Genomic DNA, 12,971 nt, shown 5'->3' with positions numbered 1-12,971 from the left:
AAATATCATGAACAAACATCTCGTTAAACCTTTGCTCATGTTGCTTATTTGTATCGGGCTTTCGCCGATGAATACCGTAAGCGCCCAACAGAAAGCCACTTGGATTTGGTATCCGGGAGATTTTGAAGTTTGGTTGAGCAATAAGATGCAGGTGAGGCGCACAGAGCGCGAAGCTGTATTTCCGCCACTTTGGCAATATTACAGCCCTTATGCTTTGGTAACTTTTCAAACAGAAGTAGAACTGCCAGAAGCCGACGATGTAAAAATTTATTCGGAAGGCCCTTTCCAATTGCTTTTAGATGGCGTTCAGGTGCACGGGCAACCTAAATCCATAAAAGTGCCTGCCGGAAAGCATAAAATTTCTCTCAAAGTGTACAATCAAGAGGTGTTGCCCGCGATTTATATTGAAGGGAAATACGTAAAATCAAACGCTTCTTGGAAAGTAACCAATGAAGATAAACTTTGGATTGATGAAAACGGACAGGCACAGCAATCGGGCACGCCGTGGGTGCCCGTTGGTTCGTGGAATTTTGATGCGCCAGAACGCAAGCCGTCCGAATTTAAATTAACAACTACACCATGGAGCGCAGTAAAAACAGAAAAAGTTGGTGCTGGCGAGCTGGTTGATTTTGGCAAAGAAACTTTTGGTTATGTAAAAATTCACGGTTTAAAAGGCAAAGGCAAACTAGCGCTTTACTACGGCGAATCGCGTGAAGAAGCACTAGACACCGCAAAATGCGAAACATTAGATCATCTTTCTTTTGACGGAACCCAGCCCGAGCTTTATACGAATGCTGGCTCAAAGGCGTTCCGTTACGTGAACGTACAGACCGATCCGAGTGTGAAGTACGATTCCATTTCTATGCTGTACGAGTATCTGCCCTTGGAATACCGTGGAGCATTTAAATCTTCGGATCCTTTGCTGAATCAGATTTGGGATGTTTCGGCTTATACCATGCACTTAACCACCCGCGAATTTTTTATAGACGGAATTAAGCGCGACCGATGGATATGGTCCGGTGATGCCTATCAAAGCTATTTAATGAATTATTATTTGTTTTTTGATTCCCCTTCTGTAGAGCGTACGCTGTTGGCCTTGCGCGGTAAAGAACCGGTAACGGCGCACATCAACATCATTATGGATTATTCGTTGTACTGGTTTATCGGCGTGTACGATTATTACCTGCATACCGGCGATACGAAGTTTATCAAAACTTTTTATCCGCGGATGAAATCTCTAATGGAGTTTTGTTTGGAGCGGAGAAATAAAAGCGGGTTTCTGGAGCCTTTAGAAGGTGATTGGGTTTTTATTGATTGGGCAAACGGATTGCCAAAAACCGGTGAGGTTAGTTTTGAGCAGATGCTTTTAGCCCGCAGTTTAGAAGCTATGTCGGTTAGTGCGGGTATTGCAGGTAAAAATGATGATCAAAAGTATTATCAAAACCTAGCTGAAGATTTAAAAACCAGGTTGTTTGATGTGTTTTGGGATAAAAAGGAAAACGTGATGAAACACCAGCGCATTGATGGCAAGGTACAAGATATTGTTACCAGATACGCCAATATGTTCGGCATTTTTTTCAATTACTTTAACGAAGATCAAAAGCAAAGTATCAAAAACAAGGTATTGCTTAATGATAATGTGCTCCAAATTACCACGCCATATATGCGTTTTTACGAGCTGGAAGCACTTTGCGCCATGGGCGAACAAGATTATGTGCTAAAAGAAATGCGCGATTACTGGGGCGGAATGTTAAAGCTAGGTGCAACTTCTTTTTGGGAAGAATATAATCCCAATAAATCAGGAAAAGAGCACTTAGAAATGTACGGCCGGCCTTATGGTAAAAGCCTTTGCCATGCTTGGGGTGCCAGCCCCATCTATTTGTTGGGGAAATATTACCTGGGTGTAAAACCAACAGCGCCAGGTTACAGCGAATATGTTGTTGAGCCGGTTTTGGGCGGTTTAAAATGGATGAAAGGAGAGGTGCCCACACCTAACGGTTCTGTAAAAGTAGATTGCAGCACCACCCGAATTAAAGTTTTAGCCAGCGAAGGCACCGGAAAACTTAAAATAAAAAGCGCTACAACGCCAAAATTGAGCTACGGAAAAGCCAAAAAAATTGGCGTTAATCTTTACGAAGCTACGCTAAAAGCAAATCAAGAGATGGTGGTGAGTTACAAGGCGCTTTAGTGAGGCTTATTAAGGCATAAGGTTTAAGGTGAGAGGTATAAGGCAAACGTGACAGAAGGGTCTCTCGCAGAGGGCCCTGCGTAGGTATGTAAAATGTGGTAGCAGGTTCCTCCAATACTTAAGTATGTAAAATGTGGTAGCAACGTCGCAGGGTTCTCTTTGAGAAACCCTGCTCGGACAAAAAACACCCAACTGTAATAGCAGGGTCTCTCGTAGAGGACCCTGCGTATTTTTAACTGAGTACAATGGTGTAGGGTTATTTCTTTGCTACACGCCACACAATCCCCGCGGCATCATCGCAAACTAACAGCGCACCATCTTTGGCAACGCTAACGCCAACCGGTCGTCCGTGCACTTCGCGTCCGCCGTTGCACTACAAAACCGCTTAAAAAGTCTTCGGCTTTTCCGGTAGGCTTGCCATTTTTGAAAGGCACAAACACCACTTTGTATCCGTTAAATTCAGAGCGGTTCCACGATCCGTGTTGCCCCACGAAAGCACCGTTTCTATATTTCTCCGGAAAATTACTGCCTGTATAAAAAGCCAAACCTAAAGAAGCACTGTGTGGTGCTAGAGCAAAATCAGGAGCAATGGCTTTTGCCACCAATTCGGGGTTTTCACCTTTACGCCGCGGATCTTCATGTTGGCCAAAGTAGCTGTACGGCCAACCATAAAATGCGCCTTTTTTTACAGAGGTAATGTAATCCGGAACTAACTCATCGCCTAACTCGTCGCGCTCATTTACGGCGGTCCAAAGCGCCTTCGTAACCGGATTCCATGCCATGCCTACCGGATTTCTTAAACCCGAAGCATAAATGATTTCGCCGCTGCCATCGGTGTTAATTTCCAAGATGTTTGCGCGGCGTTGCTCGTTTTCCATGCCATGTTCTGCAACGTTACTTCCAGAACCTACAGAAACGTAAATCTTCGAGCCATCGGCATTGGCAATTAAATTACGTGTCCAGTGGTTGTTGTAACCACCAGCGGGCAAATCCAAAATCTTTTTGCCTGCGCCCTCAATTTTAGTGGCGCCGGTTTTATAAGGATAAGCCACTACGCCATCTGTGTTTGCTACGTAAAATTTATCGCCTATAATCAACATCCCGAAAGGCTGGTTTAAGCCACTTAAAAACAGGCTTTTGGTTTCTGCTACGCCGTCGCCGTCCGCATCCCGGTACAACAAAATATTATTAGCACTTTTGCCCGCTACTTCCGCATCCGATTTCCCAGTGATAGCACCTATTGCTTTTTCTTTCGCACTGCGTTCCGAGTTGGAAAGCACAATTAACACATCGCCATTTGGCGCAACATAAGTTTGTCGCGGACTTTTAATATCCTCTGCAAAGCGGCTTACGGTAAAGCCTTCCGGGGCTTTGGGGGCTTCTTCGGCTTTCCAGCCGATGACTTTACTAAATTTTGTTTTTGATGCTGAGATAGGAGCCAAGGAATCCTGCGAAACAACATTATTACTGTCTGTTGGTGTGCTACTTTCTGATGCTTTGTTGCTGGTGCAAGCTATTGAAAATAAGATGGATAATGTGGAATAGAAGATGAGGTTTTTCTTTTTCATGGCGATGTCTTTTCTGCTGTAAAAGCAATAATATTGCCATGGTTCTGGTGGATGTAATGCTCGCAAAAGCTTAAACAAAAAAAAGCATCCCGTTTTTGGAATGCTTTTTTAATAACAATATATCCGGGACTTAGCCCAAATAAGATTTTAAGATTTTACTTCTTGAAGTATGACGCAGCCTTTGCAAAGCTTTGTCTTTAATTTGGCGCACACGCTCGCGGGTTAAGTTAAATTTCTCGCCAATTTCTTCTAAAGAAAGCGGATGGTTGGTGCTTAAGCCAAAGAAAAGTACGATGATTTCGCGCTCGCGTTCGGTTAAGGTAGATAAAGAACGTTTAATTTCTTCAGACAAAGACTCGTCAATCAACATACTGTCTGTATCCGGATTGTCGTTTTCCAAAACATCTAAAAGCGTATTTTCCTCGCCTTGTACAAATGGTGCGTCCATAGAAACGTGGCGTCCGGAGTTGCTTAAAGTGTCAGAAATTTTATCTACGGTGGTTTCCAGCGTGTCCGCTAGTTCTTCCGGAGAAGGTTCGCGCTCATACTCTTGCTCTAATCTAGAGAATGCCTTGCTAATTTTGCTTAAAGAACCAACTTGGTTCAAAGGCAAACGAACAATCCGCGACTGCTCTGCAATAGCTTGTAAAATAGATTGGCGGATCCACCAAACCGCATAAGAAATGAATTTAAAACCTTTGGTTTCGTCAAACCTTTTGGCGGCTTTAATTAAACCTAAGTTTCCTTCGTTAATTAAATCTCCAAGGGTAAGTCCTTGATTTTGATATTGTTTAGCTACCGAAACCACAAAGCGTAAGTTGGTTTTGGTTAAGCGCTCTAAAGCGGCTTGGTCGCCTTCGCGTATTTTTTGCGCCAGAATTACTTCTTCCTCGGCGGTAATTAGATCAACTTTTCCAATTTCGTGAAGATATTTATCTAAAGATTGAGATTCACGGTTGGTAATGGATTGAGTAATCTTGAGTTGTCTCATTTATAAAATTAGTATTGTGCTATTCTAAAAACTAAAAGTCTGCAAAGTTAAGAAACTTTGCATGATTAAACGTTAATTGTATGAAAATGTTGGGATTATTTGATTTTAATTTTTATACAACAGTCGTTTGTCAGTCCTCAAAAATCAAGCCATTGAAATATTGTCAGGCTAAAGATTTATTTATTGATTTGAAGGTATTATTTATTGAAATTCAATAAATAATTATTGTTACTTGATATTTAAATGCCTATAATTGTTTATTAGAACCTCAACTGATATTGTCAATTTTGAAAAATCATGTCAAAACGTAGAAGTTTATCACAACTAAAGTCATTTTTTGGGCCGCCATCTACTGCTTTTAATCCAACTTGGAAAGCTTATCGAATATTATTTGCCGGCATTTTCTTGTTGGGCTTTAGCTTTTGGAATAGTTATGATAAATACCGGCATCAACATGAAAAAAAGGTTGCCATTGAAAATGTGCATAAATCTCAAGCTGAAACAAACACCTTCAAGGGCAGATTATTAGAGGTGTCGCAAAAGAGCGAGTTACTTCTTAAACCCAAATCTCTCGGTCAACAAATGTTATTTGATTTAGACCCTAATTCTGAGAATATTTTTTCCTTTTCTTTCACGTGGTTCTTTTTTGTTGTCACCCTAGGACTTTTTATTTTAATAAAGAACACACCCGAAGATTTTAAGTTTTCGCACAATACTTTGTCCAATTTAAATAGGTTGCATTTCCTGGTTTACGCCTCATTGGTAATAAAAGTGGTGTTAGTTTTTCAGTATAATTCGTACATACGAGGCCTAATGCCACCAGGCGTACGCTTAGCGCATTCAATGAATAATCAGGTTGGGACTTTCTTTTTTTTCGGGATGTTTTCTGTCTTATTGATTACGGTTATTAACTTTTTTAAGCGCGGTTTAAGTTTGCAGGAAGAACAAGATTTAACGGTTTAACAATGCCAATCATCGTAAACTTAGACGTAGTTTTAGCACAGCGTAAGATGTCGCTTACAGAATTGAGCGAACGTGTTGGCATTACCATGTCAAACCTCTCTATTTTAAAAACCGGTAAAGCAAAAGCGATTAGACTAGAAACCTTAAACGCAATTTGTGAGGTTTTGGACTGCCAGCCAGGTGATATTTTAGAATTCAGGAAAAGCTAAAATTCTACTCTGGTTCCCAAGCCTAACTTGAAAATCCCGGTAAGGTTTAAGTCGCGCGGATTTTGGAAGTAACTAATTGCGTAAAGCTCATTAGTATTAAATTCGCTGTAAAGGCTCAAACTTTTGATATGCAGATTTGGAAGTAATTTGCGCGCATTCAGTTTTAACTCGGTACTTAAAGAAATGTGGGGCCTAATTGCAGTGGACCACCAATAGTATCCTTTCGGATAGTTGTCATCATCCCAAGTCGAATCGTAATCGCCGCCGGCATGGTAGCTGAAAAATATGCCTGGGTTGGTAGGGTACAAAGTTCCCCAATCTTTAATTTTAAAATGGTAAGGGCGGTAGGTAAATTTGGTTGTAATGATGTTTAAGTCGCCACCAAATTTAACCGGCACATATCCGTAAGTAAAATCTAAGGTGCTGTTGCCGCTTTTGTTAAGCTTATAACCTGCGCCCACGCTAAAGTAACCGATACTGCCGGCATGTTGCAACACGGCGCTCCGTGGTACGTACCAATGGTGCCTGGCGTTTGAATCCGTATTTTGAGCAAACACGCTTGCGTTTACCACAAGTATAAGGACAAAAAGCAGCTTAGTAAATAATGGTTTCATATTTTAACATTTTGCCCTTGGCTATTTCTACGTATAAAAACTCGCGGTTAGTAACGGCGTTTGAGGTGATGAAGGGTACACCGTTTGGTGTTGGATATTCAACATTTTGTCGGTTTTCATGCGAGTGTAATGATGCGACCACTTTTGGATTGCTGTTAAGCAGGTTTTCGTAGGGTTGTTGTAGGTTGCGGTCAAAATCGCCCGAGCTTGGCGGAATGTGTGCTATATTTACAATTGCGCTAACGCTGTTGTCCGTTTGTAATTCTTTTGCCAACCAATCCAAATCGGGTACTTCGCCGTTAAAATGGTATTCTCTGCCATTGTCATCTTGGCATATAAACTTCACATTTTTGTAAACAAAGCTGAAATTTAGCTCGCCAAACATATGCCTGTAAGCATTTAGGCTATTCGCCACCAAATCGTGGTTGCCTATAACAGTAATATAGGGGACTCTTAAATCTTCGTAAATCTTTGTCACCCATTCCATCTCTTGGCGTAGGCCAAAGTCAGAAATGTCACCATTCAGCAATACAAAATCCAGTTCAGGATAATCTCTGTTCGCAATCCGGATAAGGTCTCGCGCCTGATCATAAGAGCGTTGCGTATCGCCGGTTAAAATAAAACGTACGGTGTCATTGTTGCTGTTGGCATCAAGCTTTGCCAGCTTGGCTAAATTTATGGCATTTAAATCTGTAGGGCTGTTTCTGTCAAAAGCCTGGTTAGGGCTGTACTCTAAATCAAGGCAAGAAGAAAAAAATATTACTGTAAAAAGTAAAATCGTAAGGTGTTTTGTCATGTAAAATACAAGAGCATCTGCTAAATAGAGGCGATTGTAAATGCTTTATCAAACTTGATGCCTTTTTCGGTGCTTTTTAAAGTGCAACATTCGTTAACCGGATCGTGCTCTAAAATTAAAATGTAATTGTTGGCTTCGGCTTCTTTTAAAAACGTGGCCTTTTCATCCAAAGTTTTTATCGGAAACATATCGTAAGACATGACATAAGGAAGCGGAATGTGCCCTACAGATGGGAGTAAATCTGCCATGTAAACCAGGGTTTTTCCCTTGTAATTTAGCTGAGGCAACATCTGTGCGTGGGTATGCCCGTAAGCAAAACGTACTTTAATGTTTTTGGTAAACTGGATGCCGTCTACTACATCAATAAATTTTAGTTGCCCGCTTTCTGCAATAGGTAAAATGTTTTCCTTTAAAAAAGATGCTTTTTCGCGTGCGTTGGGGTTTACTGCCCATTCCCAATGTTGCTTGTTGCTCCAATAAGTGGCGTTCTTAAAGGCTGTTTTCAGTTCGCCGTTTTCGCGCACTACGGCACCGCCCACATGGTCAAAGTGGAGGTGTGTTAAAAAAACGTCGGTAATGTCATCTTTACTGAAACCTGCCTGCGCTAATGATTTTTCCAAACTGTCATCGCCGTGAAGGTGATAATGGCTAAAAAACTTTTCGTCTTGCTTATCGCCGATGCCGGTATCTACCAAAATCAAACGCCCTTCATCTTCTATCAGCAAACAACGCATGGCCCAAGTGCATAAATTGCGTTCATCTGCCGGGTTGCTTTTCTCCCAAATCACTTTTGGCACCACACCAAACATAGCGCCGCCATCTAATTTAAAAAAGCCGGTTTCTATTTTATATAGGTTCATAATTGGGTGGTTAGTTTTTGGTTTGTCAGTTGGTTAGTTTGCGATGCGGATAACCATATTCGTGATGTTGAGTGATAACGAAACATCTCACAGATAAGTATCCAACCTTATAGTAACCTTACACGTGTGATGCGTCCTGTCGTCAGCATGACGGCATGAGGACTTATATTTTGAGTAGAAACTTGCGAAGTTTTAAAAACTTCGCAAGTTTTAATAATGTATAACAATTGTTTTTGGCCGTTTGGTTTGCCTAGCTAACTAACCACCTAACAAACTAACCAACTACAAATGTATCACCTCTCCATAAGCATCAGCAGCCGCTTCCATCACAGCTTCACTCATGGTTGGGTGCGGGTGCACGGCTTTAATGATTTCCATGCCGGTAGTTTCCAGTTTACGCGCCATCACCAATTCGGCAATCATCTCGGTAACGTTAAAACCAATCATGTGAGCGCCCAATAACTCGCCGTACTTAGCATCAAAAATTAATTTTACAAAACCGTCTTTTGCACCTGCGGCACTGGCTTTGCCCGATGCCGAGAACGGGAATTTACCCACTTTAAGCTCGTAACCTGCTTCTTTTGCCTTTTTCTCTGTCATCCCAACAGATGCAATTTCTGGCGAGCAATAGGTACAGCCCGGGATGTTTCCGTAATTTAAAGGTTCTGGGTGGTGACCGGCAATTTTTTCAACGCAGATGATGCCTTCCGCAGAAGCTACGTGCGCCAAAGCCTGGCCGGCAACAATATCGCCAATGGCATATACGCCGTTTACGTTGGTGCGGTAAAACTCATCGGTAACTACACGGCCTTTATCTACCTTAACGCCAACTTCTTCTAAACCGATACCTTCTAAGTTAGGGGTGTATCCCACTGCAGAAAGCACAACCTCAGCTTCTAATACTTTTTCGCCGGCATCTGTTTTAACGGTAACTTGGCATAAATTGCCACTGCTGTCAATTTTTTCAACAGAAGATTTGGTCATGATATCAATACCTACCTTTTTAAAAGAACGCGCCAATTGTTTCGAAACATCCTCGTCTTCTACCGGTACAATGTTATCCATAAACTCTACAATGGTTACCTTGGTTCCCATGGTAGCGTAAAAATAGGCAAACTCTACACCTATGGCGCCAGAACCCATTACAACCATGCTTTTAGGTTGTTTAGGCAAGTTCATTGCTTCGCGGTAGCCAATTACTTTTTTACCGTCTTGTTTAATATGAGGCAATTCTCTGGAGCGGCCACCGGTTGCTAAAATGGTGTGTTTAGCGCTATATTCTTTTACAGACCCGTCGGCCGCTTTTACTTCAACTTTTCCGCCAGCTTTGATTTTTCCGAAACCGTTAATCACGTCGATTTTGTTCTTCTTCATCAAAAACTGGATGCCTTTGCTCATGCCGTCGGCAACGCCACGACTTCTCTTTACAATGGCGTCAAAATCTGCCGAAGCATCATTTACAGTTATACCGTAATCACTGGCGTGGTTGATATATTCAAAAACCTGTGCGCTTTTTAACAAGGCTTTTGTAGGGATACAGCCCCAGTTTAAGCAAACGCCACCAAGTGATTCTTTTTCTACAACAGCGGTTTTTAAACCCAGTTGAGCGGCTCTGATTGCAGCAACGTAGCCACCCGGACCACTGCCTATAACTATAACATCATAATTCATATTAGAAAAATTGTTTGTCTTTTTTATGTGCTGCAAAGCTAAGTATTTTAAGGTTTGTATAAAAGCAGGCATCCGGTAATGTGAGCAATATCAAAGTACGCTACAGGGGTCTTGCCCATCTTACATGATTTTATCTGCTGTACTTTTACTAAATATTTTAGTATTTTTGTTGGATGGAGCAGATCGGGAATCAGGATTTTTTTAAAGGCAGGGGCTCGCAAAGCAATCCCAACAACAAATTTTTTAGACACCAAATTTCTTTAGAACACAGCGAGGGTTTAGATGAGCCTTTCCTCGAAAACAGCAGCACCGAGTTTATTAAAGAAAGCCCCAAAAAAATAATCAGCGTAAGCAACAGCCCAGATATTCCCTTTATGTATTCCATCAATCCTTACCAAGGTTGCGAACATGGCTGTATTTATTGCTATGCGCGCAACGCGCACGAGTATTGGGGCTTTAGCGCCGGACTGGATTTTGAGCGTAAAATTATCTACAAACCCGATGCCGCCGCTATTTTAGAAAAACAGCTTAATCATAAAAACTACCAGCCACAGGTGATTATGCTATCGGGCAATACAGATTGCTACCAACCTGCCGAACGGAAGTTTAAAATTACGCGCTCTTTGCTGGAGGTGTTTTTGAAATACAAGCACCCCGTAGGCATCATCACCAAAAACAACCTCATTTTGCGCGATTTGGATCTGCTGCAAGAACTGGCAAAATTCAACCTGGTGCAAATAAGCGTCAGCGTCACCTCACTTAACGAATCTTTAAGGCAAAAGCTGGAGCCACGCACCGTAACCGGCAAAGGCCGCATCAAAGTCATCCAACAGCTGGCGCAACATCACATCCCCGTTAAGGTGATGGTGGCGCCCATCATCCCCGGCTTAAACAGCGACGAAATTCCGGCTGTCATTAAGGCAGCTTCAGAGGCCGGCGCCAGCGGTGCAGGCTTTACCATAATCCGCTTAAACGGTGCCATAGGCAACATCTTTGAAGATTGGATTAAAAAAGCTTATCCCGAAAGGGCACAAAAAGTATTGCACCAGATTGAAGCCTGCCACGGTGGTAAGCTCAACGACAGCAGATGGGGGACACGCATGCGCGGCGATGGTAAAGAAGCAGAGGCCATCCATCAACTGTTTAAGCTCGCTTTAAAAAAATACATGCCCCACCAAGCCAAACACGAGCTTTCTTTTGCCCATTTTAGGAAAAAGAATGAGCAGTTGACTTTGTTTTAAAGGATTTAGCGAGTGGTAGGAGGTGGATAGGATGGGTTTTTAGCTTGACGTCCGGGAAATCTTTTGCAGTTTAAAAATTAAAAAGAACTTAAAAGTTTCAAAAGTAGCGACTTAATGTCTCAAGCCATAAGGACGACCTTCCAGCCTTTTACAAGGTTCATTGCCCAAGAGGTCGCTTTGGGACGAGGAGGTACAACGAAGCAAATCTGTAACTATCAAATATTAATATCTGTCGCTATTATTTATTGGGTTCTTGTCAGTTTATTTTGTGTTGCTCTGCCGTGCGGTTGGAGCAAAAGCAAATGTGCTTGAATGTGCGTTGGCTTTTTACACTGAGCGATAACGTTTTCGGGCTTTGCGTTCGGGCGGGTTTCGGAGCACAAAACTGTCAACCTGCACTACACTTGAATAGAAGCACAAAGCTCCAAATTTGCACGTCACCCCGCCTGACGCAAAACCCGTGTTAGCAGTAGTGGCTCTATTTCTCGTCTGTCTCATTGTCAAATAGTTCGTGTAGCTTTTGTTGTAAAAGTTTCTTGTCGGGTAGTTGCGTTTTATACTCTGAAACCATTGTTGGTGAAAGACTTCTACTTAAAGCATATTCAACAACTTCACTGTCTTTGTCCTTGCATAGCAAAACTCCAATGCTCGGATTTTCGTTTGGCTTTCTCACGTCTCTGTCCAATGCTTCTAAGTAAAAGTTAAGCTGTCCCAAGTGGTCGGGCTTGAATTTGTCTGCTTTGAGTTCAAATGCCACTAAGCATTGTAGTCCACGGTGGTAAAAAAGCAAGTCAATGTAAAAGTCGCTGTTACCAACTTGCAACTTATATTCTTCTCCTATGAACAAAAAGTCTTTCCCGAGTTCTAGAATGAAATTTTTCATTTGTCTTATAAGTCCACGTTGTAAATCGCTTTCACTATGTAGGTCAGGTAAGTTTAAAAATTCAAATACATAGCTGTCTTTGAAGGTGTTTGAAAGGTCGTGATTAGTTTCTCTCAACGCTGTCGAGAGTTTTGAGTTTCCAATCATTGTCCGCTCAAAAAGGCTCGCAGAAATTTGTCGCTCAAGTTCCCTGAAACTATAGTTCTCCTTCTTAGCCAGTTTCAAATAAAACTCCCTTTCTTCAACAGTCTTGCATCTTGAAAATATTGCCAAATTGTGCGACCAACTAATTTCTCTCAACAGTGTTGAGAGTTTTGGAAAGGCCTTGTAAGTCTCGTAAAACTGCTTCATTCTCCAAATATTTTTGTCGGAGAATCCTTTTATTTCTGGTTCTTGTATCTGTATGAAATTGGCTAATTCTGTTACCACAGAGTCGCCCCATTCTGATTGTTCAATTTTCTTGCTGATATGTTCTCCGATATTCCAATAGAGGTTTATTAGTTCAGCGTTTACGGCTTTTATAGCATTAGTCCGAGATTGTTTTATGAGTTGAATTATGTCCGTAAAGCGATTGTCCATTATTTATTTCTATATGCTACAAATTTATGTTTTTTCAGTCGTGTTTCTCCTTTGGAGCCGGTTTATTGCCATTACTGCTAACGTTTTGGCGGTTTGATTTGTACCCGATTTATAGCACAGATTTCCGCCCAATCACTAACATTATAAAACCCGATGAAAGAAGTGAACGCACTTCGCCCGGGCATAAATAAAACCGCTTGTTAGCGGTAGGGTTATTATCCACACAGTTTGTCAATCGTTTAAAAAGTCCGCCCGACTTAGATTGTCAAACTTTAACAAAAGTCGGTCGGCATTAAAGTTATGTCAACAATAAAAGAACAAAATGATGTTTATGAAAACTTAAATTCTAAACAAAAGGAAATTGTAGGCTCCCCATTTTTAGTACATTCCAAAAGTAGACTTTTCCGT

11 protein-coding genes are annotated in these 12,971 nt (G+C 41.6%); 4 read left to right on the top strand and 7 right to left on the bottom strand.

Annotated elements, in window-relative coordinates:
• Nucleotides 1–7: 7 nt before the first annotated feature.
• Nucleotides 8–2,188 (top strand): alpha-L-rhamnosidase-related protein, encoded by a 2,181-nt coding sequence (locus BCY91_RS02950; protein WP_220699419.1) that lies wholly within the window; start codon nt 8–10, stop codon nt 2,186–2,188.
• A 329-nt stretch (nt 2,189–2,517) separates the two neighbouring features.
• Here BCY91_RS02950 and BCY91_RS02945 read toward each other — a convergent pair whose 3' ends face one another.
• On the bottom strand, nt 2,518–3,756 hold the full coding sequence (locus tag BCY91_RS02945; RefSeq protein WP_245988987.1) for a PQQ-dependent sugar dehydrogenase: 1,239 nt from the start codon (nt 3,754–3,756) through the stop codon (nt 2,518–2,520).
• 130 nt (nt 3,757–3,886) lie between these two features.
• Nucleotides 3,887–4,747, bottom strand: coding sequence for a sigma-70 family RNA polymerase sigma factor (locus BCY91_RS02940; RefSeq protein ID WP_120180535.1), 861 nt, complete (start codon nt 4,745–4,747; stop codon nt 3,887–3,889).
• A 297-nt stretch (nt 4,748–5,044) separates the two neighbouring features.
• On the opposite strand from BCY91_RS02940, the gene BCY91_RS02935 reads away from it, so the two are divergent.
• On the top strand, nt 5,045–5,710 hold the full coding sequence (locus tag BCY91_RS02935) for a DUF2975 domain-containing protein (protein WP_120180534.1): 666 nt from the start codon (nt 5,045–5,047) through the stop codon (nt 5,708–5,710).
• A 2-nt stretch (nt 5,711–5,712) separates the two neighbouring features.
• Nucleotides 5,713–5,919: a helix-turn-helix domain-containing protein gene (locus BCY91_RS02930; protein WP_120180533.1), complete on the top strand. Its 207-nt coding sequence runs from the start codon at nt 5,713–5,715 to the stop codon at nt 5,917–5,919.
• On the opposite strand, the gene BCY91_RS02925 is transcribed toward BCY91_RS02930, so the two are convergent.
• The 4 genes from BCY91_RS02925 to lpdA form a co-directional block, all read right to left on the bottom strand.
• Nucleotides 5,916–6,533 (bottom strand): hypothetical protein, encoded by a 618-nt coding sequence (locus BCY91_RS02925; RefSeq protein ID WP_245988986.1) that lies wholly within the window; start codon nt 6,531–6,533, stop codon nt 5,916–5,918. The genes BCY91_RS02930 and BCY91_RS02925 overlap by 4 nt on opposite strands.
• Nucleotides 6,514–7,329 carry a metallophosphoesterase family protein gene (locus BCY91_RS02920; RefSeq protein WP_120180532.1) on the bottom strand — a complete coding sequence of 272 codons (816 nt, stop codon included), beginning with the start codon at nt 7,327–7,329 and terminating at the stop codon, nt 6,514–6,516. The genes BCY91_RS02925 and BCY91_RS02920 overlap by 20 nt, the downstream gene beginning before the upstream one ends.
• A 20-nt stretch (nt 7,330–7,349) precedes the next feature.
• Complete coding sequence (locus BCY91_RS02915; protein WP_120180531.1) at nt 7,350–8,189, bottom strand: MBL fold metallo-hydrolase; 840 nt, start codon at nt 8,187–8,189, stop codon at nt 7,350–7,352.
• A 282-nt stretch (nt 8,190–8,471) separates the two neighbouring features.
• The gene (lpdA, locus tag BCY91_RS02910; RefSeq protein ID WP_120180575.1) at nt 8,472–9,860 is read right to left on the bottom strand and encodes a dihydrolipoyl dehydrogenase; all 1,389 of its coding nucleotides are present in this window, start codon (nt 9,858–9,860) and stop codon (nt 8,472–8,474) included.
• A 173-nt stretch (nt 9,861–10,033) separates the two neighbouring features.
• Between lpdA and BCY91_RS02905 the strand changes: the two genes are divergently transcribed.
• Nucleotides 10,034–11,101, top strand: a complete 1,068-nt coding sequence (locus BCY91_RS02905) for a PA0069 family radical SAM protein (protein ID WP_120180530.1) — start codon at nt 10,034–10,036, stop codon at nt 11,099–11,101.
• 478 nt (nt 11,102–11,579) lie between these two features.
• On the opposite strand, the gene BCY91_RS02900 is transcribed toward BCY91_RS02905, so the two are convergent.
• Nucleotides 11,580–12,563 carry a PDDEXK nuclease domain-containing protein gene (locus BCY91_RS02900; protein ID WP_120180529.1) on the bottom strand — a complete coding sequence of 328 codons (984 nt, stop codon included), beginning with the start codon at nt 12,561–12,563 and terminating at the stop codon, nt 11,580–11,582.
• Between the last annotated feature and the right edge of the window lie 408 nt (nt 12,564–12,971).

This window comes from Pelobium manganitolerans (assembly GCF_003609575.1).
Classification (GTDB): Bacteria; Bacteroidota; Bacteroidia; order Sphingobacteriales; family Sphingobacteriaceae; genus Pseudopedobacter; species Pseudopedobacter manganitolerans.
This window is presented reverse-complemented; position numbering and strand designations above follow the sequence as displayed.

Excerpts from the sequence above, each read along its gene's own strand:
- BCY91_RS02925 (WP_245988986.1), bottom strand. The coding sequence starts at position 6,533 with ATGAAACCATTATTTACTAAGCTGCTTTTTGTCCTTATACTTGTGGTA.
- BCY91_RS02940 (WP_120180535.1), bottom strand. The coding sequence starts at position 4,747 with ATGAGACAACTCAAGATTACTCAATCCATTACCAACCGTGAATCTCAA.
- BCY91_RS02905 (WP_120180530.1), top strand. The coding sequence starts at position 10,034 with ATGGAGCAGATCGGGAATCAGGATTTTTTTAAAGGCAGGGGCTCGCAA.
- BCY91_RS02950 (WP_220699419.1), top strand. The coding sequence starts at position 8 with ATGAACAAACATCTCGTTAAACCTTTGCTCATGTTGCTTATTTGTATC.
- BCY91_RS02900 (WP_120180529.1), bottom strand. The coding sequence starts at position 12,563 with ATGGACAATCGCTTTACGGACATAATTCAACTCATAAAACAATCTCGG.
- BCY91_RS02945 (WP_245988987.1), bottom strand. The coding sequence starts at position 3,756 with ATGAAAAAGAAAAACCTCATCTTCTATTCCACATTATCCATCTTATTT.
- BCY91_RS02930 (WP_120180533.1), top strand. The coding sequence starts at position 5,713 with ATGCCAATCATCGTAAACTTAGACGTAGTTTTAGCACAGCGTAAGATG.
- lpdA (WP_120180575.1), bottom strand. The coding sequence starts at position 9,860 with ATGAATTATGATGTTATAGTTATAGGCAGTGGTCCGGGTGGCTACGTT.
- BCY91_RS02915 (WP_120180531.1), bottom strand. The coding sequence starts at position 8,189 with ATGAACCTATATAAAATAGAAACCGGCTTTTTTAAATTAGATGGCGGC.
- BCY91_RS02920 (WP_120180532.1), bottom strand. The coding sequence starts at position 7,329 with ATGACAAAACACCTTACGATTTTACTTTTTACAGTAATATTTTTTTCT.
- BCY91_RS02935 (WP_120180534.1), top strand. The coding sequence starts at position 5,045 with ATGTCAAAACGTAGAAGTTTATCACAACTAAAGTCATTTTTTGGGCCG.